The sequence below is a fragment of the Streptococcus raffinosi genome, from assembly GCF_030284685.1.
GTDB classification, from domain to species: Bacteria; Bacillota; Bacilli; order Lactobacillales; family Streptococcaceae; genus Streptococcus; species Streptococcus raffinosi.
On sequence record NZ_JASUZV010000001.1, the window covers coordinates 24,857 to 48,918 of the forward strand.

The following is a 24,062-nucleotide window of genomic DNA, read 5'->3' on the forward strand; positions in this document are numbered from 1 at the left end:
ATTCTCAACTTCTCTAGAATATGGAAGTAATTGTGATTGAATTAAGGCAGTGATTCTTTAGTTATGTCATAACTTCTCACTCAGTAAAGCAATTTAGAAACTATAATTTATAACTTCTTCTTTCTCATCACTCCAGCTAGAGCAAGAAACGTAATTCCTGAAAGCGTATAAATCGCTGTATCACCTTCACCTGTTTCAGGTAATGATGCTTGATAGATCGGTACGCCATGTTTCGAAACGACATTATCGGTAATAGTGCGAACAGCAGTTCTGACATCTCGGGAAAATGAAGAGTTATAACCTACTATTTGGCCATTTTCATTAAGGAGAGGAACTGGAACATCACCTCGTTGAGAAATGACTTCATATTGTTCTCTTACTTGAGCTTGTGTATAAGCTGCTTTCACAGCTTCATATTGAGCTACTGCATCACGCTTATTGATAAGCAACCGTTTAAGTTTTTCAGTTTCTTTATCAAGAATTGATTTAGCTTCTTTATGTTTTTCTACTGCTAATTTATAAGCAACTTTAGCTTTTTCTAAATTACTATCAGCATTTTCTAGTTTGCTAAGGTAGTCTTTTGTTTCTTGAAGTTTAGTTTGAAGAGATTTAATCTCGTCTTTGATTTTAACTTCATTCGCTTTCAAAGCGTTCACTGTTTCTTGAAGAGAAGCAAGTTCTTTTTCATCTTTAGCTTTTTGAGCTTTAAGTTCTTCCAACTTAGCTTCTTCATTTTGAAGTGTTGCTTTAGCATCCGCAAGAGCTTTAGTCTTAGTTGCAACATCTGAGCTAAGATTATTAACAGCTGTTTGAGCATTAATTAATCTTAGCTCAGCTAATTCACGCGCCGAAGTCGCTTTAGCCAATTTGACTTTAGCATCAGGTGTGAGGTCAGCAGTTACTTTGAGTGAAGCAATCTTATTGCGAGTTTCTGAGAGTACTTCATTAGCAAGTTTATTTTTAGCCTGCGCATAATTTAATTCTTCATTAGCGACTTTGTTTGCGTTGTTGGCTTTTTCTTGTGCTACTTTCGCATTGGCAAGAGCTTTAGTTTTAGTAGCAACATCAGCGTTAAGATTGTCAACTGCTTTTTGAGCGTTACTGAATTGACTTTCTGCATTCTTACGTGCCTCAGTAGCTTCATCCAACTTAGCTTTGGCATCAAGTGTGAGGTCAGCAATTGCTTTGAGTGCGTTCAAAGTTTTTGTTGTACTAGATACAGCATCCTGAGCTGCTTTATTTGCTACTGATGCTGTAGTTAATCGGTTTTGGGCTGTTTTGTTAGCATTATCCGCAGAAGTTTGAACAGCTTTAGCGTCAGCTAATTGAGTTTTTACAATTGAAGAGTCAAATGGATTAGCTAATATTTTATCAGTATCTGACGAAGTGTGATTGAAATGAATTTCATGCATCAATCCAAGACCTTCTGGTGTTACGCTTGTTGCAGCACCAATATAATTTGGAACAACCTTACCGTTTTTATAGTCAGGTTTTCCTCCAACTGTTGTAATGATATGTGCATAATTCTGATTGTAGTCACTACCAAAAGTATTGATAATAGATTTATAAATACCTTTATACAAAGCTGACATTGTAGTTGGTTTAGCTTTGATGTAACCGAGGTTTTCTGCCTTCCAATGCGTAGTATCGGTTCCATAATTAGTTAGTGCACTAAGAAGATGGTCTCCATCAGGATTTGACATGTTCGAATAAGCAGTTGTGATATTCTTCATTGCTGTAACAACATCTTCTGTCACAAGAATTTCTGAATCACCCCAGATAGTTTTTCGCACTTGTTGAATCAAACTTGCTTGATAGAGTGAGAGGTTAGCAATTTGTTCTTTTGTTAAATTGCTAAGATCGTTGATTACAGTATCGTCAGCAGGATAGTTGTATTCTTTGCTATAATCACGGTTATCCCACCAAGTCTGAACAGCATCAAAGAGCTTATCTTTGTTTGCTTCTGTTTTATCTTCATAGAAGCTTCGATAAGCACTTGCAACCTCTTCTGGAATTTCAATAGTGCTAAGATTTTCTAAACTAGTTAGTTTATCTTCCAAACGTTTTACAGCTTTGTCTGCTTCTTCTTTTTTAGACTTAGCTTCAGCCGCAACAGCTATAGCAGCTGTCAATTCTGTTGAAGTTCTCGAAGCTACATTTTGTTGAGCTGTCAAAGTTTCTGTCAATGCTTGGATTTTAGCTTTTTTATCAGCATCAGTTTTTTGAGCTTCTTTCAACTTTCTTTCAGCCTCTGCTTCGGCATCTTTTTTCGTTACCAAATCAGTTTGAGCATTGTCTCGCTCTAAGATGATTTCTTTAGCTCCTGTACCATCAAGTGCTGCTTGAGCATTAATTACAGCAATATTAGCATTATTGAGTTGCTCTTTAGTCTGTTTAGCCTTAGCTTCAGCATCACTCAAAGTTTTAGAAGTGTCTTCAACAGCTTTAGCTTGAAGTTTTTCATCTTTTTCAGCTTGTTCAAGTTTAACTTTTTTATCAGCATCAGCTTTCTGTGCTTCTTCTAGCTTGCTTTTGGCATTAGCTTCAGCAGCTTTTTTCGATTCCAAATCACTTTGAGCATTATCTCGTTCTGAGATGATTTCTTTAGCTCCTGTATCATCAAGATTTTTTTGAGCAGTTTCTACATTGGTTTTAGCATTCGCTACATTAGTTTCTTGAGTAGTAATCTTTGTTTGATCACTGTTAACAATTTCAGTTTGTTTGTTAACTTTATCTTGAGCTTTAGCAGTCTCAGCTTGAGCATTCTGAAGTTGAACATCTTGATTTTCGATTGCTGATTCTGTTTCACTAATACTTTGTTTAGTTTTATCAATTTCAGCAGGAGTGGCCTTGTCTTTTATAATTTGAGCTTCATCAAGAGTTTCCTTAGCCGTAGCTTCATTTTTTTCAGCTATCTCTTCTTCAGTGATGGCCTTCTTAACTACATCTTGTTGAGCGTTTACTGCTTGTACCGTTACACTTTGTTTGTTCTCAGCTTCTTTAAGAGCTTGAATAGTTACTTTAGAACTTGAAGTATCAACTTCTGTTTTTGGGGCTTCTTGTTGATTAGCATTCGCTACAGACGTTAATCCTGTCGCTGCAATCACCGTCGAGACTCCAGCCAATGCCTTAATAGCCTCTTTCTTTTCCATTAACGCTAAAACTCCTTTTATTTTCAATAAATTATACAATTCCTATATTGTAATGTTTACATTATATAACTTAAAAACAACCTTGTAAAGTTGTTTTTAACCTTTTAAGGTGTTATAACCAACCTTTTAGGGTTGTAAAATTAACCTTGCGAGGTGGTTTATGTCAAATCTACAAGAATATATCAGTAAGCGTATTAGAGTCTTACGAATAAAAGAGGGAATGACCCAAGAAATGCTTGAAGAAAAAGCTGAATTGGGGACAAATTACGTTTATAAAATTGAAAATCTAGAACCTAACATTAAAATCAAAACTCTTGAAAAAATTATGAAAGCCTTAGATGTGGATATCCCCACTTTCTTTGATGTCACACTAAAAGAAGAAGATAGCGATTTGGTAAAATTGATTGACAATTTAAAAGCATTGCCTGAGTACAAACAAAAGAAATTAATCACAGCTATCAATACTATTATGACTGAAACAAAATAACAGAACCTTTTTGAACTGAACAACTACTATAGGTTAAATTAGAATTTAAGTAAAAGACTTATCTCAATATTGCATAGAGATAAGTCTTTTTAGCTTTCTTTATTTATCATTGTGATATATAAATCGGATACTGAAGCATTCTTTTTATCAAAAATTATGAAAAATTGTTCATTCTAATAGTATGATAACCATAATAACTAGCCCCTCCTACGACAACAACCCCTGCACCAACGAGACTCATTTTTACAGTCTTGTTCCTAATTTATTTATTTGCAATATCTTTTAAAAAATCCAATACTTTGAGATGCTTAGTAATTTATCCCTTATTATCTCTGATAGTAAAAACAAACTGTTTGTAAATACCTGACTCTAAACCCTTTTGAATATCATATTTGGCATAACTAAATTTAAATTATTATTTCCCTAAGATAATAGAATCTGATAAAATCATAGCCACACGTCTAACCGATGATTTATTTGTTTCGCACCTTCGAAGCAAAACAGACTTAAAGTCACGTAACAAACAAAAATTCCATCGACACAAATAAATCGGTGGAATTTTATTCTGATAAGCTTCTTTCAAAAGTGATTTAGTCTGTTTAAACTGCTCTACTCTTCAAGTAATCGTGATAACACTATAAGAGAGATATTATCACTTAGTGAAATCCAGTACTTTACGTCCTTGGATTTGTCCTTTTTCCATTTGATCAAAGACTTCTACCGCTGTATCAACAGGAACGGTTTCAACAACCGGTACTACCAAACCTTGTGCACCGAAGTCAAAGGCTTCTTCCAAGTCTTTACGTGTACCTACAAGAGATCCAACAACACGGATACCATCTAGAACTGTTTTGACAATTGAGAGCTCCATATATTCAGATGGTAGACCAACCGCAACGACTGTCCCACCGGCACGTACACTATCAACAGCCTGGTTGAAAGCAACTTTAGAAACAGCTGTTACAACTGCACTGTGAGTACCACCAGTTTTTTCTTGGATATAGCCTGCCACATCTTTAACTTCCTTACCATTTACAACTAAATCAGCACCAGATTCTTTAGCCAAATCAAGTTTATCTTGGTTGATATCAACAGCTACTACTCGTGCATTAAACACTTTCTTAGCGTATTGAATAGCCAAGTTACCTAGTCCTCCAGCACCGTAGATTGCAACCCATTGACCAGGTTCAACTTTAGCCTCTTTAATCGCTTTATAGGTTGTGACTCCTGCACAAGTAATAGATGAAGCTTGAGCTGGGTTAAGTCCTTCCGGAACTTTCACAGCATAGTCAGCTGTAACCAAGGCATAGTCACTCATACCACCATCCACATTATAACCTGCATTTTTTACAGAACGACAGAGAGTTTCACGACCAGTTGTACAATATTCACAATGGCCACATCCCTCAAAGAACCAAGCAATTGACACACGGTCGCCTTTTTTAAGTGTTTCAACGCCTTCACCCACTTCTTCGACAATACCAATTCCTTCATGTCCCAAGATACGACCTGGAACCTTACCAAAATCTCCATGAGCTACGTGAAGGTCCGTATGACAGACACCACAATATTCCACTTTAACCAAAGCTTGACCATGTCCTACTACCGCTGGTTTGTCATGATTAACAACTTCTACTCCTGTACCTTCATTATTAACAACAACTGCTCTCATTTTAGTTACCTCCATATAAGAACTTTAACACTTTCATTGTAGCACTTGCACAACAAATGTCAACGCTTACAATATTTTTTCTCTACCATCTAGAAATTTTCGTGAAAGCCCTTTGTACCAATCAATCATTTCCAAGATACTTGTATTTTCTTACAAGTGTCCTAGAATCCAGAAGACTGACCTCAAAATGGAAATAATGGCTGCGTCCATCCCTAGCATTCTCTTTATTCAATAAAAAATAGTTCTTCTGACTGATTGCCATTTCTCTTAAAATGTCATCCGTCAAGAAGGTCAGAGGTATATCCATAGCAGAATAGCGATAAAAATCTTCTTCAAATTTTAAATAGCTATCAGAAAAATAGTCAATCTGAAGCTTATCGTCATAAATTTTTCTCTTCTTCATTTATGGCTTCAACTCCCAAGCTAATTTCTAGTATATCCTTAATGTAAATCCGTATATGCTGCTTATCAGATTTTACCGTAACTTGATTAAGATTCAAGTCAACCACATAGCCACTACATCTACAGCATCTATTTTTATCCTTTATCTGAAAACTTCCCAATAATTGTCCCGTATAAAGCTGGTTTAATAGGGTAAATTTCTCCAAATCCTCCAAATGACTCGTAAAATCTTCTTTAGTCTTATCTTCATATAAGGAACTTGTGTGTTCTGACAAGAAAAAGCCCATCCACTTCATCATTCCCCTATCTTGATGCTCCCTAGCTGATTGAAAGGGAAGGTAACTACGGTCTATCATTTTAAGCCATCCAATCCTCCAGCAGAGTGTCCACCAATAAGCCTACTACGAGCAAGGCTCCTAGAGGCCTCTTGTAAAGCATTAGCCTTTTGAAGAGTAGTAAAGCCAAATTCCTGGCGAATACTATCTATAGCTGCTTGAAGCCTTTCTTCTTTATCAATGTCATCTGGATTATCAAATAAAGAAAGAATTTGAAGCCCTTCATCTACAAAATTTGCATAAGAGACACTCACACTTCGAACAGCTCCTCCTTGATACCTCTTCCTAAAGAGTGCAATGACGTGGCTTATTAGTACTCTCGTATTATTAGCAGGTTCAATCTTCATCTGTGCTTGTAGCGAACGTTTGCCTTCTAACTTTGAAAATCCAATGCTAATGGAAACTTGACAAGCTTTCTTATGGGCTCGTCTTAATCTAATGGCTACCTGTTCTGCCATCTCTCTTAGAATCAATTCTATATCAGCTTGACGCTCATAGTCTCGTGGTAAGATTTGAGAATTTCCTAAGCCATGTGACTTTGGTTTATAAGGTTTATGAACATTACTCTCATCAATACCATTGGCATGAAAAAAGAGGTCCAGTCCAGCAACACCTAATTCCTTTTTAAGGATATCAGGATTGCTATTCGCAAGTTCTAGAATAGAGAAAATTCCCAACTTGTTTAGACGCTTCTCCATTCGCTTTCCAATCCCCCAGAAATCAGTCATATGGGGAATATTCCAAACCTTAGTCTCGACATCTTCATAGGACCAGTTGGCTCTCATAGTAGCCGTATGTTTAGCCTCATTATCAAGAGCTAACTTAGCCAATAAGGGGTTGCTGTTAGACATCCCAACTGTTGAGTAAATACCTGTCTCCCTCCAAATATCTCTTTGGATACGCCCTGAAATCATATCTAACTTATCTTTTCTAGTAACAGTCCTATCGGGAATAAAGTAATTCAGTGACGATGTGAGATCAATGAAACCCTCATCAATCGAGTAGGGAAGAATATCTTCAACACTAGCATAATTCTGGAAAATATGTTGAATTTGAATATTCTTCTTGATATAAAGGTCCATTCTAGGAGGGACGATAAAGGTAACCTTGGCCCAAGATTCGATATAATCTACAAAATCCCTATCCGTTGGCAGTCCTTGTTTTTTGGCATTATAATAATGAAACTTACGAGAATGAATGTCAAAAGGTAAGTCATAAGAACGACTAACATTTGACTTACCAAAAACTTTTTTAAATATGGGTGAAGAAGCTAGTATCAAACCATTCGCATTTTCAGCCCTACTCATCACACATAGAGAAGTTTTAAGAGGATGCAGGCCACGTTCAACACACTCCACACTCGCATAGAAAGATTTCATATCTACAAAAGCAATATCACTTTGTGGCTCTCTTGAATAATCAAAATATCCCATGCTTGCTCCTTCGTTAGTTTATAAACTAACAATAGTATAAAATATAACTTGTTTTATTTCAAGTATTTTTCGTAAAAAATAACAACATCCCTTCTAGAATGTTGTTATCATCTTATTTTTTCCCTTTAACTTGGTCTGTGGCAACATCTTCACCAAACCATTTGTTAGAAATCTTTTGGAATTCACCATTTTTATAAAGGGTTTCAAATCCTTGATTAATTTTTGTGATTAGAGTCTTATCTGATTTACGGGCACCTACGGCAAAGCTTTCACCCTCATACCCAGCAGGCATAACGTTATACTGATCCAGAACCCCTGATTTCTCTAGGTAGTAATTAGCGTACACACGGTCAATCAACAAGCCATCAATACGTCCACTCTCCAGGTCAATCAAGGCTTGTGTAAAGGTTGAATATTGAACTGCTTTTTGGTTAGCAACAATATTCTTCAAAATTTTCGGAGAAGCATTGAAAGCATCATAACCAGAGGAACCTGCCTGAGCACCTAAGGTCTTACCGGACATTCCTGCAACAGAATCAATTCCTGAAGATTTTTTGGTTACCAGTACTTGTTCATTGATCATATAAGGTTCCGTAAAGTCTGCTGACTGCTTACGTTCATCAGTAACTGAGTAGCCATTCCAAATGAGATCAATTGTCCCATTTTTTAATTCTGTTTCCTTCATATCCCAGTCAATGGCTTGCCATTCAACATCAATACCGTACAATTTAAAAACTGCGGTAGCAAGATCAATATCAAAACCGACATAGCTACCATTTTTCTCCTCATATCCCATAGGAACAAAGGTCGCATCAAAACCAATTTTGATTTTCTTTTCTTTGGTGTAGGTTTGCCACTGGTCTTTCTGAGTTGCAAAATGTGAGCGCGAGCTGCAAGCTGATAGCGCAAACAAAGGCAAGAGAACAAGACAGCCTAGCAAAACTGTTTTTACTATTTTTTTCATGCAAAATCCTCACTATTTTGGATTGATAGTGACAATCTCATCAGCGATGTTCTGTGCGAACTGCATATCGTGAGTGATAACAATTTGCGTAATCCCTGTATCACGATTCTGCAAAATCAATTTCTCCACTTCTTGACGCAACTCAGGGTCCAACGCTGAGGTTGGTTCATCATAGCCGACGATTTTCGGATCAATCATCATAGCACGCGCAAAAGCAACCCGTTGTTTTTGTCCTCCAGAAAGAGAGTAAGGATAAGCATTTCCGTGAGCTCCAAGTCCTAAACGGTCAAGCAAACCTTGGGCTTTTTTCTGGGCATCTTCTTTAGACATTCCCATCGTCTTAATTGGCGAAAGCATCAGGTTATCTAAGACAGTCAAGTGCGGAAACAGTTGAAAATCTTGGAAAACAAAGCCCAGCAAATTACGACTTTCCATCTGATCCAAAGGAATCTCTTCATTTTCATAGATAATTTGCCCAGAATCAATGGTTTCAAGTCCCGCTAACATACGCAAAAGAGTTGTCTTACCACCACCAGATGGCCCAACGATAGCTAGGATTTTCCCCTCTTCAACAGTTAAGTTGTATTTATCAAAAATTTTGTGTTGACCAAATTGCTTGGAAATATTTTTTAATTCTAACATAAGGTCTCCTATTTGTAGTAGTTGAATTTCTTTTCGATACGTTTAGAAGCTACAGTTACCACACCAACAAGGATAAGATAGATAGCTCCAGCCACAAACATAGGTGCTAAGGTCGCATCACGATTGGCAGCGGTACGACTTTCCAAAAGGAGGTCTCCGACTCCAAGAACATAAACCAATGATGAATCTTTAACCAAGTTAATAATTTCGTTGAAGATACTTGGCAAAACAATCTTGACCACTTGAGGAAGGATAACATAGCGAATCGTTTGGAAAGGACTCAATTTAAGCATCTTGGCAGCTTCATATTGACCTTTCGGAATAGCCAAGATTCCTCCACGAAAAATCTCTGCAAAATAAGCTGCATAGTTAAGGGTAAAAGCAATAATGGCAGCTGGTAGACGGTCAAAGACAATCCCAATACTCGGAAGAACATAATACACAAATATCAGTTGCAAAAGGAGCGGTGTCCCACGCATAATCCAAACATAGAGGGTCAACAACCAATTTAAAGGTTTGAACTTAATCTGCATTAAGAAAGCAAGCACAATCCCTAATGGAATCGACAGTACGATAACAATGAAAAATACTTGAAGTGTAACTACCGCACCATTCAAAAGGGCTGGTAATACTTCCAAAACGTATGACATATAAACTCCTATAATTATTTAGTATTTTTGAATATTATACCAAAAAAAACGAAAAAAGGGTATAAAATTTTGAAAATACTAAAAGGAGAGAGGCCGAACTCATTGTAATGAACTTGAGTCCCCAGCCTCACTCCTCAAAGACTTAGCTAATATTAGCAATTGTAAATATTTAAGCTTACCTACCTATGCACTAATTTTAGACTTTCTTGACAAATTCAGATTTAAGTTTCATAGCACCAAAACCATCAATCTTACAGTCAATGTTGTGGTCACCTTCAACTAAGCGAATATTTTTAACACGTGTTCCTTGCTTGATGTCTTTGGGAGCACCCTTAACCTTAAGGTCTTTAATAACTGTGACAGTATCACCATCAGTAAGACGTGTTCCGTTGCTATCAAGAACCACAAGCCCTTCTTCTGCAACCTCGTTTGGATCCCACTCATAGGCACATTCTGGACAGACTAACAAGATACCATCTTCATAAACATACTCTGAGTTACATTTGGGACAATTTGGTAGTGACATATTTCTCTCCTAAAAATTCTGATATAGCTATTATTCTACTTTAGAATGAGTAATTACGCAAGAGTAAAAACAAACAACACCTCCTAGAAAAATCAGAGGTGTTGGCATTTTTATTCAACAGTAACTGACTTAGCCAAGTTACGTGGTTTATCAACGTCAAGTCCACGATGAAGCGTTGCAAAATAAGCAATTAATTGAGTTGGCACAACCATTGAGATTGGTGACAAATATGGATGAACGTTGTTAAGAACGATGTCATCATCTTCTTTAGCGACATTTTCTTCCGCAATAGTCAAGACTTTAGCACCACGTGCTGCTACTTCTTGAATGTTACCACGAGTATGGCTAGCAAGGACTGAATCAGACAAGAGAGCGATAACAGGCGTACCATCTTCGATAAGAGCAATTGTACCATGTTTCAACTCACCTGCTGCAAAACCTTCACATTGGATATATGAGATTTCTTTCAATTTAAGACTAGCTTCCATAGCCACATAATAATCTTGTCCACGTCCGATATAGAATGCATTACGTGTTTCTGCAAGAAGGTTGGCAACTTTCCCATCAATAACTTCTTTTTCAGAAAGTGTTGATTCGATAGATTGAGCCACGAGAGACAATTCGTGAACCAAGTCAAAGGCCTTAGCTTTTTCATTACCATTAACTTCACCCACTGCTTTTGCCAAGAAAGCCAAAGTTGCAATTTGAGCAGTATAAGCTTTAGTAGAAGCGACAGCAATTTCTGGTCCAGCGTGAAGAAGCATTGTATGGTCTGCTTCACGTGAAAGCGTTGAACCTGGAACATTTGTTACTGTCAAACTTGGAATACCCATTTCGTTAGCTTTAACAAGAACCTGACGACTATCTGCTGTTTCACCTGATTGACTAATAAAGACAAAGAGAGGTTTCTTGCTAAGGAGTGGCATACCATAACCCCACTCAGAAGAAATACCAAGCTCAACTGGTGTATCAGTCAATTCTTCAAGCATCTTCTTAGAAGCAAAACCAGCATGATAAGAAGTTCCTGCTGCAAGAATATAGATACGGTCAGCTTCTTGAACAGCCTTAATAATATCAGCATCCACAGTCACTTGACCCTTATCATCTGTATAGGCTTGAATAAGCTTACGCATCACTGTTGGTTGCTCATCAATTTCTTTGAGCATATAGTATGGGTATGTTCCTTTACCAATATCAGAAAGATCAAGCTCAGCTGTATAACTATCACGTTCTTTGACATTTCCATCATAGTCTTGAACTTCAACACTATCCGCCTTCACGATAACCAACTCTTGATCGTGAATTTCCATATATTGATTTGTTTCACGAATCATAGCCATGGCATCTGAGCAGACCATATTATAGCCATCACCAAGACCAATCAAAAGTGGTGATTTGTTTTTTGCCACATAAATTGTTGAGGCATCTTCTGAATCCATGAGGGCAAAGGCATACGATCCACGAATAATATGAAGAGCCTTCTTGAAAGCTTCAAGGGTTGACAAACCGTCTTCTTCAACAAATTTACCAATCAAGTGAACAGCAATTTCAGTATCGGTTTGACCTTTGAAATGATGACCAGAAAGGTATTCTTCCTTAATTTCAAGATAGTTTTCAATAACACCATTATGAACCAAAACAAAACGTTCTGTTTCTGAGCGGTGTGGGTGAGCATTGTCCTCTGTCGGTTTCCCGTGAGTCGCCCAACGAGTATGTCCAATGCCAGATGTTCCCTCTACTCCTTTAGTCTTAGCAGCAAGTTCTGCAATACGGCCCACAGCCTTAATTAATTGACTAGATGTATCACTAGCTACAAAGATACCAGCTGAATCATATCCTCGGTATTCTAACTTTTCAAGTCCTTGAATCAAGATATCAGTTGCATTTGTGTTCCCTACAACACCGACAATTCCGCACATATTTTTTATATAACCCCATATTAAGGAGGTTATGTCTCCTTCATTTTAAATTGGTATAGTCAATAAGCTCTTAAGAAAGCTTAACGATGACAGTATATTCCATATACTTAACATTGTCAAGCATAAAAATTGGTATAGTCCTAAAAAGAACTTTTAACACTTCTTATCCTAAGGAATAATCCTTAAAATATGCTATAATAAAGCTATGCGAATTCAACAGTTACATTATATTATTAAAATCGTCGAAACCGGCTCTATGAATGAGGCCGCAAAACAACTTTTCATTACACAACCGAGTCTTTCTAATGCTGTCCGTGATTTGGAAAGAGAAATGGGGATTGATATTTTCATCCGTAACCCTAAGGGAATCACCTTAACCAAGGATGGGGTCGAGTTTCTTTCCTATGCCCGTCAGGTAGTGGAACAAACTAACCTTTTGGAAGAACGTTACAAAAGTCATACCGAAACACGTGAATTGTTCAGTGTTTCTTCACAACACTATGCCTTTGTGGTTAATGCCTTCGTCTCACTTCTCAAGAGAGCTGATATGACACGTTATGAGCTCTTCTTACGTGAAACTCGCACTTATGAAATCATTGAAGACGTTAAGAACTTTCGATCAGAAATCGGCGTCCTCTTTCTTAATAGCTATAATCGTGACGTCTTGACTAAGATGTTTGATGACAACCGTCTCACATATACCAGTCTCTTTAAAGCCAGACCTCATATCTTTGTCAGCAAATCAAATCCATTGGCCAAGCATGAGATTGTCTCTTTAGAAGATTTAGAAGACTTCCCATACCTTAGTTACGATCAAGGAATTCATAATTCCTTCTACTATTCCGAAGAAATTCTCTCACAAATTCCCCACAAAAAATCTATAGTAGTTTCAGACCGTGCGACCCTCTTCAATCTATTAATTGGTTTGGATGGTTACACTATTGCCACTGGTATCTTAAATAGTAACTTAAATGGTGACAACATTGTCTCTATTCCACTCGATATTGATGATGAAATTGATATTGTTTACCTGAAGCATGAAAAGGCAACACTCTCTAAAATGGGAGAACAATTTCTAGATAACCTTGTTAAAGAAGTTACTTTTGACAACTAAGCTAACGACTTCTCATCTTAATCCCCACATATGTTGCTGGGGATTTTTAAGTGCGCAAAAAAAGAGCCTTTCGACTCTTACTATTATTTATAATTTTTATAGCTTGCCCAAGCCTCGTCTATAGATAAAGTTTCAGCGTCCGTGTAAGACCCTCTATAGCGATTCCAAACAAGACTACCAGTTGAACCTGTTGTTTGGGTAACTGGAGCTTGGTCATAGGCAGTAAGACCATAGTAGGCAATAATACTGTTCAACTTAGAAGCATAAAGACTATCTGTAGCATATGTTCCTGTAAGTGCTTGAGTAGCATCCGCATAACTGCTTGTATTAGATTTCCAAGTTCCAGCATAAGTTGATGATGTCATCAAAGCGGCGTAATCCGCCAAAGAGTCGCTCAAGCTACCATAAGAACGGAACGGCTGATCAATCTCATAAGTCTTCCCTGTACCATCATCTTCCCAAGTACGCATTGTTACCGAGTTTCCATTGTAAGTTCCTTTAATTCCAAAAAAGTTGTAATAAGGTGCTTGACTAAGACCTGACTGCCCAGAATTCGATTCAAGAATAGCTTGAGCAATTAGAACAGAAGCATAGATATTATAGTCTTGACCAATTTGTCTCGCAGTTTCACCGATACTACCAATAAAAGCAGTAGTCGTTTGGTTATAAGCAGCTTCAGCTTTAGCGTTGACACTGTTATCATTTTTTCTATCGGTTGTAAAAGCTAAGACTAAAAATAATGAACAAATAAAAGCTCCCACAATAAAAATCAAATACTTCTTTAAATGACGATACATATAGCCTTCCTTCTTAAGATTTCCCATTATAATATTTTAATACTATTCTATCAGAAAAAAAGGCCCTTAGCAAGTTATAGAGATGTTTTCCCAAAAAACAAGCCCTAATAACACCTTTACATAGCCTAAATAATAAGATATAATGTAGGCAATTTTTAAGGAGATGAAAAAATGAAAATCAAATCATTCTTACCTGGTATAAGTATTGCAATACTTATTTCACTTGTAGCCTGGTATCTTGGAATATTATTTCCTATTATCGGAGGGCCTGTCATTGGCCTTTTCATTGGCCTCTTGTTTGGCAGTTTAATTACAGACTCTGAAAAACTTAAAACTGGGATACAGTTCACATCCAAAAAAGTATTACAATACGCTGTTATTCTTCTAGGGTTTGGGCTAAACCTTTCTCAAGTTTTCCAAGTTGGCTTAACCTCACTTCCTATCATTTTAGTCACTATTGCTACGGCACTCAGTACAGCTTATATCATTCACCGGTTATTTAAGTTAGATAGCGAAATTACTACTTTAGTAGGAGTTGGTTCTTCAATCTGTGGAGGTTCTGCTATTGCTGCAACAGCACCTGTCATCAAAGCGAAAGATGAATCCATAGCCACAGCAATCTCGGTAATATTCTTTTTTAATATCTTAGCGGCTCTGTTCTTCCCTCACTTGGGATCTTGGCTAGGCCTTAGTAATGAAGGATTCGCCATATTTGCTGGAACAGCCGTTAACGATACTTCGTCTGTAACTGCCACTGCCAGTTCTTGGGATAGCTTGCACGGAACATCGATTTTAGAGCAAGCAACAATTGTTAAGTTAACTCGTACTCTTGCAATCATTCCTATTACACTTGGCCTATCTATTTGGCAATCAAAAAAGGAAGATAGAAAAGAGTCATTTTCTCTAATCAAAGCTGTTCCTAATTTTATTCTCTGGTTCCTAGTGGCTTCTCTCATTACAACTGTTACAACGTCTCTTGGCACATCCGCTACTGTTTTTGCTCCTTTAAAGAACCTTTCAAAGTTTATGATTATCATGGCAATGACAGCTATCGGTTACCAAACAAATCTGAAGAAACTCATTACCAAAGGCGGATCCGCTCTACTAGTTGGGGGGCTCTGTTGGGTATTGATTAGTCTTGCATCCCTGCTCATGCAAAAAGTATTAGGACTCTGGTAAAATATAAATACAAAAAAACTCACAAACTATTCGTTTGTGAGTTTTTATCACGAGATGTCATTTCTTATACTCGAAGATGTAGGTTTGAACAACCTTATCCCCTTCATTTGATACATGCAAATCAACATCATAACTCTTAGTTTGGCCACTAAAGTCTTGGACTTTATAAATACCATCTTTTTTAGCTGTAGAAGATGACTGACCAGAATAATGCTTAATTTCCAAACTTGAAGTCTTGTCTAAAGACAATGGGAAGAGTTCATTTAAAGAATAAAGGCCATAGAACGTAAAACATAAAAGGCTTAGTGAAGCAAGACTCACCAAATAATATTTACAAAAAGAACCCCATTTCAACCCCTGATTACTCACTTCGTTATTATCTTCCTTTAATCTTTAGTTCTTTTTATTAGAGTATTTTCAAATTTTATTTTACACATATTTGAAGATTTTGTCAAATTATTTGGTATTTTAAATGTATGTTATATCTACTTAATAGATTAATATGATTCTATCAGGGTAAACTAAAAGCCGTTAGCAAGCTAGCGGCAACTTTTTATTTCTGAAACAATATATTCTAGGCGGCTATAGAGACCAAGCAATAGGTCATAACTACGATTTTCATTTTCTTTCAAAACTGTATAAACTGTTGTTGCATAGGTAAATGCAAAGAAGTCATCTATGTCCTTTAGCCAATCATCAATAACTCCTAAATTTTGATCGATAATCGTGAATAAACTTGGCTGGTACCAGATAGTTCCTTCAATATAAAGGTTTTTATCAGATAATTTAGACAGGGATACTTTTAGGTCAGCAAGCTCTCTTTTGACAAGATTAGGGTCAATCTTTAAATCAAAAAGTAATCGTGCATCATGATTAAGAATATCGAGTTCTGCTTGCAGCAGTTGAATATAGTGTATCGCTACTAAATACTGGTTCATAGGTCTCTCCTGATCATCTGAAAATCGTAATATTATTGTACCACTAAAGAATGAAAAAAAGTAGTAATAATTTAATTTTTTCATGATTTTTTAGAAAAAATTTTTTTGTTTAAATCTTCTATTTTAAAATTATTGAACAAGCTATTTTTCTAAGAGTTTAAAAATGAAAGATTTTTTAAAGAAGAAAAATCACTCAAAATATGAGTGATTTAATAGTATCAGTGACTGATCATTTCTTGTGCGATATCAAAGCCACTGAGTTTTGCTGGATAATAAGTTGGCCAATTATCCATTTCTTTTAGAATCTCATCTTGACTGCTATTTCCAAAGAAAATATGGAAATGTGCTGAAGTTGTTGAATCTATTTGATGATCTGAGAATTGGACATATTGGTAAGGGTTATCTGCCGCTTGACTGTCAGTAGCTGTGAAAAGATAGCGAACACCTTTCTTACCAGAAGCATAGGTCAAAACCTTATAGCCGTCATAACGATAAGTATGTGTCACACTACTTCCATCAGTCTTAGTGAAAGTCATGGTCATTTTCTTACCATCAATCGAAATTTTAGAAACGTCTGTTTGATACCCTTTAGTATAGTAATCCTTATACTCTTGTGCTGTTTTATCCTTGTTCATTAGAGATTTGTATTCGAATACTTGGTCTAAAGTACCATCTTGAAGGTAAGGATAAACAGATTGCCAATCACCTGACCAATCAGTTAATTTTCTATCTTTAACATCCTTGTCATCAAAATAGCCATTTTGGACTGTTTTCTTATCATCACTTCCAGATTCTGGTTGGATGGTTTTACCTTCAACATCAGTAGTCAAACGAAGATTTTTTAAATTTTCGTTCATGACGCTGACATAATTTTCACCTTTTTTCAACTGATCCTTGGTTAAAGATTCAATCGGATTTAAAACTGCTGTCTTAACGCCTACTTCATTTGCTAAGGTCTTAGCAACACTACTTGAAGCATTCTCTTCAAAGTAGATATAATTAATGTTATATTCTGAGACATACTTAGAAAGACTAGCAATACGTTTAGCCGATGGATCAGACTCAGCAGAAACACCTGAAATTGGCACTTGTGTCAAACCGTAATCTAAGGCTAGATAACCAAAAGCTGCGTGTTGTGTTACGAAACTCTTCTGTTTGGCTTGACTGAGTGCTTCGGTATACTCTTTATCTAAGGTTTGTAATTTTTTAAGGTATTTCTCTGCATTTGTTGTAAACACCGCTTTCTTGTCAGGGTGTTGCGCAATCAAACCATCTCTAATGGTTTCTACCAACTTTTGAGCACGTTTTGGTGACAGCCAGACATGAGGATCATACTCATGGTGATGACCTTCTTCCCCGTGCTCATGCTCTTCTTCCTCAATACCAGGAAGAAGAACCATACCCTTACTTGCCTTAATGACTTTAGTATGTTTAGTGTTAATGGATTTTTCAACCTTTGGAACCCATGTTTCCATATTTTCATTTAGATAGACAAAAGTGTCAGCCTTTTCAATATCAGCGACATTCTTCGTAGAAGGCTGAAAATCATGGGCTTCAGTTCCTGCAGGAATAAGATAAGACACCTCTCCCTCATCACCAACAACCTGCTTGGTGAATTCATAAACGGGATAAAAACTTGTAACGACTTTCATATCACCATTGTCTTTTGAACTATGTTGGCTAGTCGTATAATAAATACCTGCACCTGCCGCTAGAACAATCGCTGCTAGGCCTGCTAGGCCAAAAATACGTTTCTTTTTCATAATAATCCTTTCAAAAAATACTTAACCAGTTAATAGTTTACCGGTTAAGTATATCACACTATTTTTATTTTGCAAGTCCTAAAATAAAAAAATTGAAATATTTCGGTGTAAATGAATTATTTGTTATACTGGAAGTATCATTTGGAAAGTAGGTTATACATGTTTCGAAAATTAACCCTGTATATTTTTTTGTTACTTTCAGCCATTGGCCTGACTTATGATACCCAATCATACACTTCAGGTGCTCTGTCTGGTTCAGCTTACGGTATCATTGGGCTATCAACACTCATTGCACTATGTTATATCGTTCCAGCTTTATTTCTTATTTATCATTTAGGTAAAAAATGGCAGGTTAGACCACTTGTGCTAGCTTTTTCCCTAATTGGTGGTCTCTTTATCACGGGATGGATGGCAGGTTATGCCAATACCTTCTCTCATGAATGGGTAACGGCCCACCTATCTTCGAAACATTTTTTCTATCGTTTTGAAGATGCTATTATGGCTCCTCTTGTTGAGGAACCTCTCAAACTGGCAGCTTTTCTCTTTGCTATCTATATGGTACCAACAAAAAATTACAAAGGGCTCTTACTTGTTGCTATAACAGCTGGTCTAGGTTTTCAGATTAGTGAAGATTTCTCCTATATCCTTTCAGATTTACCTGATGGTTTTTCTTATACGATTTCGGGAATCCTTGGCCGCAGTATTGGTGTCGTATCATCTCACTGGCTTTATACGTCTTTCTTTGCTATGGGATTAATCTTAATATGGCGTTCATGTCGAAAGCTTATTAATCAAAAATACTGCCTTATTGGCTTCCTTTATGCCTGTGGTGCTTTTGCCGCTCATTTTGCTTGGAACTCACCTCTTAGAAATTTAGAAAGTGATTTTCCCTGGGCTTCAGGCCTTCTTATTTCAATTAATCTTTTCTTCTTCATTATGCTTTATCAACTGCTATCTAGGCTTGATGAAGAAAATAACAATAGTTAAAGCACTAAAAAGCCTTTCCATTTTTTATGGAAAGGTTTTTTAATAAGTTTAATCACTCATTGAGAATCGGTTAGTCATTAAATTGCTAGCATCATCTAAGACTTTTGCCAATAGTTTATCTGTTTCTGACTGAATCTGGTCACTAATTTTTTGATTTTCAGCTTCAAAATCAATACTCTCACCATTTGCCAAAGCCGTATCGACACGATTAATCATGGCATGGCCAAGAGCCATAGTTGTTTCGACATAGTCATCCAAATCAGCTTCGTGATGTTGAAAATGAGAATCACAAATGGCAGCAATCAAGCGATTACTCCAGTAGAAATTGCCTGTGTCAACCTTATCAGTTGTTTGACGGAAATAAGCAGGCGTTGTACCAACTTGAGTCCAAAATGGTACCATGGTTCCAAAAGGCATTGATCCATAGGCTAACCATTGGATACCTGTCGTTTCAGAAGGTTTATGAGGACGCATTTGCAAGAGAGCTGTATGACTCGTACGATTAATACCAATTGGACGGAATTGACGTTGACTAACAGCATCACCTTGAGGGCCATAAGGATCATAAGGGGTGTCTTGATAATGAAGGCTCAAAACATATTTAACGTCTTCAACTGTAATTTTGCGGTAAGGTTTTTGACACCATGGAATGAAGAATGATTTTGGATCATACTCCTTTTCTGGATTCAAAAACTTTTGCATAGCCCAAGCACGTGGTGTATTGTAATGACGGTCCTTATCTCGCTGGCTACCAAAAGCATAACGTGGATTGAAGTGTTCGTTAGAATAAGTCAAATCCAAATGATGCTTATTAATAAAGTCACGAATATCTGGTGAAGCGAGATAGTCATCTGGATTTTCAAATTCATAATGATCAATACCTAGTTGATTTGGGTTGGTAACATAGACATCATCCGGAACACGTCTAGCAATCCAATGGTGACCACCAATTGTTTCTAGCCACCAAATTTCTTCAGTGTCAGAAAAAGCAATACCATTTGACTCATAAGTTCCATAAGTTTCAAGGAGTTGTCCCAAGCGAAGGACACCTTCACGAGCAGTCTTAATATAAGGTAAAACCAGAGTCAGCATATCCTCTTCGCCAAATCCATCTTTAACAAGAGGATCCGCACCAAGAACACGCGCATTGGTCGTGATTGTTTCCGTTGCACTCATAGCAACATTCGCTGAGTTAATACCGGCTTCTCCCCAGATACCATCTTTACCAAGGGCATCTGGTACGGAAGTATAACCTAATGGATTATCTGGCAAATCAATCGAAAAATCGCTAAGCACAGATTGGTAATGACGTGGTTGGTCCTCGGGTGTTACTACAAGAAACTCTTTAGGTGTGAAAACACCTGATTGAGAGTCTTCAGTACGGGCAATCATGGTAGAGCCATCATATGAGGCTTTCTTACCTACTAAAATCGTTGTACAAGCCATAAAAGCTTCCTTTCTACTTACAAATCGTCCGCAATTTTATTGATTTTTCTGAGACGATGGTTGACACCACTTTTGGTTAGAGGCGGCTCTATACTATCAGCGATTTGCTGAATTGAGTAATCTGGATTTGCAATACGGAGTTGGGCAATTTGACGCAGTTCAGCCGGCAAAATCTCCAAGCCAACCGTATCCATAATCTTGATAATGTTATTTATTGTTTTCATGCTAGCACTGATAGTCCTAGCGATATTAGCTGTCTCAGCGTTATTTGCCCGATTTAGGTCATTTCTAGTTTCTCTCATAATCTTGACTTCTTCGAAAATTTCCTTTGAAGTCATGGCTCCAATGACAAGAAGAAAATCCATAATATCTTCTGCTTTTTGAAGATAGGTCACAAAGCCATTTTTATGTTGCAAAACCTTGGCATCAAGCATAAATTTTTTCATGAGAGAGGCTAAATCCTCTGCGTGGTCCTGATAAACAGAGAAAATTTCTAATTGATAACGTCCTTTTTCAGGGTCACGTACCGTTCCTGTTGCCAGAAAAGCCCCTCGTAAATAAGACCTTCCAGCCTCATCGTCTTCCATTATTGACGTCTCAATCCCTGTCTCAAAGCCAAAGAAAGAATCCGCCAATTGTAAATCAGACAAAATATCATTGGCTTGTTCAGCCACAAAAACCGTATAGACACGATTTTTCTTGAGGTTAGTCTTATTATGGTGTCTTAACTCAGGGGCAATATGATAGCGACTCTCCATTAATTGATAAATGTGACGAGCAATCTTTGCATTCTCTGTCGAGATAGAGAGTGTCAGCCCTTGATTGGTCAAACCTACAGAACCAGACATCTTAATCAAAGCTGACAATTCGGCCTTATCTTTGGTTGATTCAGCAATGATCTCTTCTTTAACCTTGATTGTGAAACTCATGACTTCTTCCTCACTAAATGCATGAGTTCTTCAACGACTAAATCACCATCGTGGAAGGCACCCCCATTTTCTAGGCGAAGAAAATTAGATGAGACAACTGTTTTTGCTTCACGACGTAAACCGTTGAAATCATGGTCAACTTGAACAAGGTATTCGTCAAACTTGTTATTCGTCATGTATTCCAGAGGAACTTTCTCAATATTTACTAAAACATTATCAATCACATCAGAGCCAAGATGTCGATTAAGCACAGCCACATGGTCCGCATCCGAAAATTGTTCTGTTTCACCATATTGAGTCATGATATTACAAATATAAGTAACATCAGCCTTAGTCTCAATAAGCGCTTGACGAATCTCAGGGATAACTAAGTTAGGTAAAATAGATGTATAGAGAGAACCAGGGCCAAGGACTATCATGTCACTATTTAAAATAGCATCAACAACCTTACGACTTGCCTTTGGTTCATCCTCATTATAAGCATTGGTTACATAAACACGCTCAATCATGCCATCATACTTGGCAATACTACTCTCACCAGCGACCTCATGTCCATCACGAAATACCGCATGCAGTGTCAAGGCTGTTTCACTGGCAGGGTAAATCTTACCTGTCACATGAAAGAACTTGGTTAAAAGCTGCATGGCGTTGTATGTAGATCCCTGCATTTCTGAAATTCCTGCGATAACAAGATTCCCAAGAGGATGACCAGCCAATGCACCATCAGTTTTGTCAAAACGATATTGGAAAACACGTTCATAAAGTTTAGGCATATCACTCATAGCTACCAAAACATTACGTAAATCCCCTGGAGGTGTCAGTTGCATGATATCACGTAAATTTCCTGAAGAACCGCCATCATCAGCCACAGTTACAACAGCAGTAATATCAACATCTTTATGGCGCAAACTACGAAGAATGACTGGAATACCAGTTCCTCCACCTATTACTGTAATTTTTGGTTTGTTCATGAACGATTCACCGTCTCCTTACGTCGATCTTTATCACGATGTGTTTCGTTGACCGTCCAATCATTTTTCAACTCTTGAGCCAATCGATGTGCAAAAGCTACACTGCGGTGTTGGCCACCTGTGCAACCAACAGCAATAGTGAGAACAGATTTACCTTCTTTTTGGTAACCCGGTAAGATTGGTTTAATAAGTTGAGTCAAATGACTGTAAAACACCTCTGATTCCTTGTGTTCCATAACATAATCATAAACTTCTTGATCCAGACCAGTCTGGTTACGAAGAGCAGGATCATAATAAGGGTTTGGCAAGAACCGCACATCAAATACCAAATCCGCATCTAAAGGCAAGCCATATTTGAAACCAAAACTCAAGATCTCAATACGGAAAGAAGTCTGATCCTCTGTAGATGAAAACTGTTCAGAAATGGTCTTACGAAGCTGACGTGGGGTCATTTCAGTTGTATCTACAACGTTTTGGCTCAAGCTCTTAAGTGGTGATAAGAGTTCACGTTCAAGCTTAATCCCATCCAACACACGACCATCTGCAGCCAAGGGGTGGCTACGACGTGTCTCTTTATAACGAGAAACTAATTCACCATCTGTAGCATCCAAGAAAAGAATCTTGAAATTAAGTTCCTGATTACTTTCCAACTTGTCTAAAATGACATTTACCTCGTCGAAAAACAATCGACTACGCATGTCAACAACTAAGGCAATCTTAGAAGTCTCTTCACTATGTTTTACCAACTCAATAACCTTAGGCACTAATGAAGGTGGCATATTGTCGATGGTAAAGTATCCTAAATCTTCAAAGGATTGAATCGCTACAGTCTTACCTGCACCACTCATTCCTGTTACGATAACTAAATCAATTCGTTTCGTCTCCATGAATCTTCCTTTCTAATCCTTTTTCCTTCATCTTACGAATATCATCCGACATTTTTTCAACTTGTTGACTAACCGCCATTATCATTTCTGTCTGCAATTTTTGGATGGTAAGCAAATCAGACTGGTCTTGTTGCACCAAGTGATCAATCTTTTCATGCAAAAAACGAATCTCTTCCTTAGACTGTTTATTCACATGATAGTCATTTCGGGCTTGCAAACGGTCATAATCCGAAGCACGATTCTGGCTCATCATAATCAATGGTGCTTGAACCGCCGCCAAGGTTGATAAGGCCAAGTTAAGCAAGATAAATGGATACTTGTCAAAAGAAATTCCAAATGGTTGAATGACATTTAGTGCCATCCAAATCCCCATAAAAGCTATAAACGACAAGATAAAAGTCCAAGATCCACCAAATCGTGCCACTTCATCCGCAACTTTTTGACCAAAAGTAATCCGACTATCCAATTGTTCCTGGACGTCCTGATCCTCATACAACAAATTTTTGGTCACATCATGTACTGTCTCACGTACATGCTCGTTCTTTTCATTGGCACTAGCAATGATTTCATCAAGAAAAACCAATCTATAATCCAAAAGACTGATATTGCTAATAAAATCATGTCCTTGTACAAGAGGATAATCTTTTTTTACAAGCACCTGTATCCGACTGTTAAGTCGTTCAAAGTAAGAGCCATCTGTTTCATCAAACCACTCTTTAGAGATATAATCCTGAACTCTCTTTACCTGCATATTGTCGCCTTCTTTCTAGGCTCTATTATACCACAATGAATCCTTAATCGTTCAATGGATAAGGGAAAAAGAGTCCAAGATTAGTCTCAGACTCTTTCCTCTTTTAGGATATTTGATT

23 protein-coding genes are annotated in these 24,062 nt (G+C 37.3%); 4 read left to right on the top strand and 19 right to left on the bottom strand.

The window, feature by feature from the left end; genetic code table 11:
- Positions 1-107 precede the first annotated feature (107 nt).
- Complete coding sequence (locus tag QRD39_RS00130) at positions 108-3,152, bottom strand: SEC10/PgrA surface exclusion domain-containing protein (RefSeq protein WP_285955226.1); 3,045 nt, start codon at positions 3,150-3,152, stop codon at positions 108-110.
- Between the two features lie 160 nt (positions 3,153-3,312).
- Between QRD39_RS00130 and QRD39_RS00135 the strand changes: the two genes are divergently transcribed.
- Entirely contained in the window at positions 3,313-3,639 is a 327-nt protein-coding gene (locus QRD39_RS00135) for a helix-turn-helix domain-containing protein (RefSeq protein ID WP_003097338.1), read from the top strand.
- A gap of 652 nt (positions 3,640-4,291) precedes the next feature.
- On the opposite strand, the gene adhP is transcribed toward QRD39_RS00135, so the two are convergent.
- The 9 genes from adhP to glmS all read right to left on the bottom strand — a co-directional run bounded on the left by adhP (position 4,292) and on the right by glmS (position 12,182).
- A complete protein-coding gene (gene adhP / locus QRD39_RS00140) occupies positions 4,292-5,311 on the bottom strand; it encodes an alcohol dehydrogenase AdhP (protein WP_002888530.1) in 1,020 nt (339 codons plus the stop codon).
- Positions 5,312-5,432: 121 nt separating this feature from the next.
- A complete protein-coding gene (locus tag QRD39_RS00145; RefSeq protein ID WP_021151803.1) occupies positions 5,433-5,714 on the bottom strand; it encodes a DUF5960 family protein in 282 nt (93 codons plus the stop codon).
- Positions 5,692-6,069, bottom strand: coding sequence for a hypothetical protein (locus tag QRD39_RS00150; RefSeq protein ID WP_143567209.1), 378 nt, complete (start codon positions 6,067-6,069; stop codon positions 5,692-5,694). The genes QRD39_RS00145 and QRD39_RS00150 overlap by 23 nt, the downstream gene beginning before the upstream one ends.
- Entirely contained in the window at positions 6,066-7,481 is a 1,416-nt protein-coding gene (locus QRD39_RS00155) for a Y-family DNA polymerase (RefSeq protein ID WP_285955227.1), read from the bottom strand. Before QRD39_RS00155 ends, QRD39_RS00150 begins: the two co-directional genes overlap by 4 nt.
- A gap of 112 nt (positions 7,482-7,593) precedes the next feature.
- Positions 7,594-8,445 carry an amino acid ABC transporter substrate-binding protein gene (locus QRD39_RS00160; protein WP_008534762.1) on the bottom strand — a complete coding sequence of 284 codons (852 nt, stop codon included), beginning with the start codon at positions 8,443-8,445 and terminating at the stop codon, positions 7,594-7,596.
- 12 nt (positions 8,446-8,457) lie between these two features.
- Positions 8,458-9,087: an amino acid ABC transporter ATP-binding protein gene (locus QRD39_RS00165; RefSeq protein WP_002888526.1), complete on the bottom strand. Its 630-nt coding sequence runs from the start codon at positions 9,085-9,087 to the stop codon at positions 8,458-8,460.
- Positions 9,088-9,095: 8 nt separating this feature from the next.
- The gene (locus tag QRD39_RS00170; RefSeq protein ID WP_285955228.1) at positions 9,096-9,737 is read right to left on the bottom strand and encodes an amino acid ABC transporter permease; all 642 of its coding nucleotides are present in this window, start codon (positions 9,735-9,737) and stop codon (positions 9,096-9,098) included.
- Between the two features lie 196 nt (positions 9,738-9,933).
- A complete protein-coding gene (locus tag QRD39_RS00175; RefSeq protein ID WP_021145256.1) occupies positions 9,934-10,263 on the bottom strand; it encodes a zinc ribbon domain-containing protein YjdM in 330 nt (109 codons plus the stop codon).
- 110 nt (positions 10,264-10,373) lie between these two features.
- Positions 10,374-12,182, bottom strand: a complete 1,809-nt coding sequence (glmS, locus tag QRD39_RS00180; protein WP_285955229.1) for a glutamine--fructose-6-phosphate transaminase (isomerizing) — start codon at positions 12,180-12,182, stop codon at positions 10,374-10,376.
- Positions 12,183-12,387: 205 nt separating this feature from the next.
- Here glmS and QRD39_RS00185 point away from each other — a divergent pair, with 205 nt between their 5' ends.
- A complete protein-coding gene (locus QRD39_RS00185) occupies positions 12,388-13,296 on the top strand; it encodes a LysR family transcriptional regulator (RefSeq protein ID WP_002888521.1) in 909 nt (302 codons plus the stop codon).
- 83 nt (positions 13,297-13,379) lie between these two features.
- Here QRD39_RS00185 and QRD39_RS00190 read toward each other — a convergent pair whose 3' ends face one another.
- Positions 13,380-14,093, bottom strand: coding sequence for a glucosaminidase domain-containing protein (locus QRD39_RS00190; RefSeq protein ID WP_021145253.1), 714 nt, complete (start codon positions 14,091-14,093; stop codon positions 13,380-13,382).
- 171 nt (positions 14,094-14,264) lie between these two features.
- Here QRD39_RS00190 and QRD39_RS00195 point away from each other — a divergent pair, with 171 nt between their 5' ends.
- Positions 14,265-15,272, top strand: coding sequence for a YeiH family protein (locus tag QRD39_RS00195; RefSeq protein ID WP_285955230.1), 1,008 nt, complete (start codon positions 14,265-14,267; stop codon positions 15,270-15,272).
- A 57-nt stretch (positions 15,273-15,329) separates the two neighbouring features.
- On the opposite strand, the gene QRD39_RS00200 is transcribed toward QRD39_RS00195, so the two are convergent.
- The 3 genes from QRD39_RS00200 to QRD39_RS00210 all read right to left on the bottom strand — a co-directional run bounded on the left by QRD39_RS00200 (position 15,330) and on the right by QRD39_RS00210 (position 17,973).
- Positions 15,330-15,641 carry a hypothetical protein gene (locus QRD39_RS00200; RefSeq protein ID WP_042766926.1) on the bottom strand — a complete coding sequence of 104 codons (312 nt, stop codon included), beginning with the start codon at positions 15,639-15,641 and terminating at the stop codon, positions 15,330-15,332.
- Positions 15,642-15,811: 170 nt separating this feature from the next.
- Entirely contained in the window at positions 15,812-16,210 is a 399-nt protein-coding gene (locus QRD39_RS00205; RefSeq protein WP_285955231.1) for a hypothetical protein, read from the bottom strand.
- A 218-nt stretch (positions 16,211-16,428) separates the two neighbouring features.
- Complete coding sequence (locus tag QRD39_RS00210; RefSeq protein WP_285955232.1) at positions 16,429-17,973, bottom strand: metal ABC transporter solute-binding protein, Zn/Mn family; 1,545 nt, start codon at positions 17,971-17,973, stop codon at positions 16,429-16,431.
- Between the two features lie 159 nt (positions 17,974-18,132).
- Here QRD39_RS00210 and QRD39_RS00215 point away from each other — a divergent pair, with 159 nt between their 5' ends.
- Positions 18,133-18,960 carry a PrsW family glutamic-type intramembrane protease gene (locus QRD39_RS00215; protein ID WP_285955233.1) on the top strand — a complete coding sequence of 276 codons (828 nt, stop codon included), beginning with the start codon at positions 18,133-18,135 and terminating at the stop codon, positions 18,958-18,960.
- A 48-nt stretch (positions 18,961-19,008) separates the two neighbouring features.
- Here the strand turns inward: QRD39_RS00215 and QRD39_RS00220 are convergent, their stop codons facing one another.
- The 5 genes from QRD39_RS00220 to QRD39_RS00240 are packed head-to-tail and all read right to left on the bottom strand — an operon-like array spanning position 19,009 to position 23,944.
- The gene (locus tag QRD39_RS00220; RefSeq protein ID WP_285955234.1) at positions 19,009-20,406 is read right to left on the bottom strand and encodes a C69 family dipeptidase; all 1,398 of its coding nucleotides are present in this window, start codon (positions 20,404-20,406) and stop codon (positions 19,009-19,011) included.
- A gap of 17 nt (positions 20,407-20,423) precedes the next feature.
- Positions 20,424-21,335 carry a DNA-binding protein WhiA gene (gene whiA, locus QRD39_RS00225; RefSeq protein WP_004184083.1) on the bottom strand — a complete coding sequence of 304 codons (912 nt, stop codon included), beginning with the start codon at positions 21,333-21,335 and terminating at the stop codon, positions 20,424-20,426.
- Complete coding sequence (locus QRD39_RS00230; protein ID WP_285955235.1) at positions 21,332-22,306, bottom strand: YvcK family protein; 975 nt, start codon at positions 22,304-22,306, stop codon at positions 21,332-21,334. The genes whiA and QRD39_RS00230 overlap by 4 nt, the downstream gene beginning before the upstream one ends.
- On the bottom strand, positions 22,303-23,193 hold the full coding sequence (rapZ, locus tag QRD39_RS00235; RefSeq protein WP_285955236.1) for an RNase adapter RapZ: 891 nt from the start codon (positions 23,191-23,193) through the stop codon (positions 22,303-22,305). The genes QRD39_RS00230 and rapZ overlap by 4 nt, the downstream gene beginning before the upstream one ends.
- Complete coding sequence (locus QRD39_RS00240; RefSeq protein ID WP_004184087.1) at positions 23,174-23,944, bottom strand: DUF1003 domain-containing protein; 771 nt, start codon at positions 23,942-23,944, stop codon at positions 23,174-23,176. The genes rapZ and QRD39_RS00240 overlap by 20 nt, the downstream gene beginning before the upstream one ends.
- Positions 23,945-24,062: the final 118 nt, after the last annotated feature.

What these genes read in the sequence shown, in the direction of transcription:
- QRD39_RS00190 (WP_021145253.1), bottom strand. Translation starts at nt 14,093, where the DNA reads ATGTATCGTCATTTAAAGAAGTATTTGATTTTTATTGTGGGAGCTTTT.
- QRD39_RS00145 (WP_021151803.1), bottom strand. Translation starts at nt 5,714, where the DNA reads ATGAAGAAGAGAAAAATTTATGACGATAAGCTTCAGATTGACTATTTT.
- QRD39_RS00160 (WP_008534762.1), bottom strand. Translation starts at nt 8,445, where the DNA reads ATGAAAAAAATAGTAAAAACAGTTTTGCTAGGCTGTCTTGTTCTCTTG.
- QRD39_RS00215 (WP_285955233.1), top strand. Translation starts at nt 18,133, where the DNA reads ATGTTTCGAAAATTAACCCTGTATATTTTTTTGTTACTTTCAGCCATT.
- whiA (WP_004184083.1), bottom strand. Translation starts at nt 21,335, where the DNA reads ATGAGTTTCACAATCAAGGTTAAAGAAGAGATCATTGCTGAATCAACC.
- adhP (WP_002888530.1), bottom strand. Translation starts at nt 5,311, where the DNA reads ATGAGAGCAGTTGTTGTTAATAATGAAGGTACAGGAGTAGAAGTTGTT.
- QRD39_RS00185 (WP_002888521.1), top strand. Translation starts at nt 12,388, where the DNA reads ATGCGAATTCAACAGTTACATTATATTATTAAAATCGTCGAAACCGGC.
- glmS (WP_285955229.1), bottom strand. Translation starts at nt 12,182, where the DNA reads ATGTGCGGAATTGTCGGTGTTGTAGGGAACACAAATGCAACTGATATC.
- QRD39_RS00240 (WP_004184087.1), bottom strand. Translation starts at nt 23,944, where the DNA reads ATGCAGGTAAAGAGAGTTCAGGATTATATCTCTAAAGAGTGGTTTGAT.
- QRD39_RS00155 (WP_285955227.1), bottom strand. Translation starts at nt 7,481, where the DNA reads ATGGGATATTTTGATTATTCAAGAGAGCCACAAAGTGATATTGCTTTT.
- QRD39_RS00150 (WP_143567209.1), bottom strand. Translation starts at nt 6,069, where the DNA reads ATGATAGACCGTAGTTACCTTCCCTTTCAATCAGCTAGGGAGCATCAA.
- QRD39_RS00135 (WP_003097338.1), top strand. Translation starts at nt 3,313, where the DNA reads ATGTCAAATCTACAAGAATATATCAGTAAGCGTATTAGAGTCTTACGA.
- QRD39_RS00220 (WP_285955234.1), bottom strand. Translation starts at nt 20,406, where the DNA reads ATGGCTTGTACAACGATTTTAGTAGGTAAGAAAGCCTCATATGATGGC.
- QRD39_RS00210 (WP_285955232.1), bottom strand. Translation starts at nt 17,973, where the DNA reads ATGAAAAAGAAACGTATTTTTGGCCTAGCAGGCCTAGCAGCGATTGTT.
- QRD39_RS00175 (WP_021145256.1), bottom strand. Translation starts at nt 10,263, where the DNA reads ATGTCACTACCAAATTGTCCCAAATGTAACTCAGAGTATGTTTATGAA.
- QRD39_RS00205 (WP_285955231.1), bottom strand. Translation starts at nt 16,210, where the DNA reads ATGAACCAGTATTTAGTAGCGATACACTATATTCAACTGCTGCAAGCA.
- QRD39_RS00195 (WP_285955230.1), top strand. Translation starts at nt 14,265, where the DNA reads ATGAAAATCAAATCATTCTTACCTGGTATAAGTATTGCAATACTTATT.
- rapZ (WP_285955236.1), bottom strand. Translation starts at nt 23,193, where the DNA reads ATGGAGACGAAACGAATTGATTTAGTTATCGTAACAGGAATGAGTGGT.
- QRD39_RS00230 (WP_285955235.1), bottom strand. Translation starts at nt 22,306, where the DNA reads ATGAACAAACCAAAAATTACAGTAATAGGTGGAGGAACTGGTATTCCA.
- QRD39_RS00170 (WP_285955228.1), bottom strand. Translation starts at nt 9,737, where the DNA reads ATGTCATACGTTTTGGAAGTATTACCAGCCCTTTTGAATGGTGCGGTA.
- QRD39_RS00130 (WP_285955226.1), bottom strand. Translation starts at nt 3,152, where the DNA reads ATGGAAAAGAAAGAGGCTATTAAGGCATTGGCTGGAGTCTCGACGGTG.
- QRD39_RS00165 (WP_002888526.1), bottom strand. Translation starts at nt 9,087, where the DNA reads ATGTTAGAATTAAAAAATATTTCCAAGCAATTTGGTCAACACAAAATT.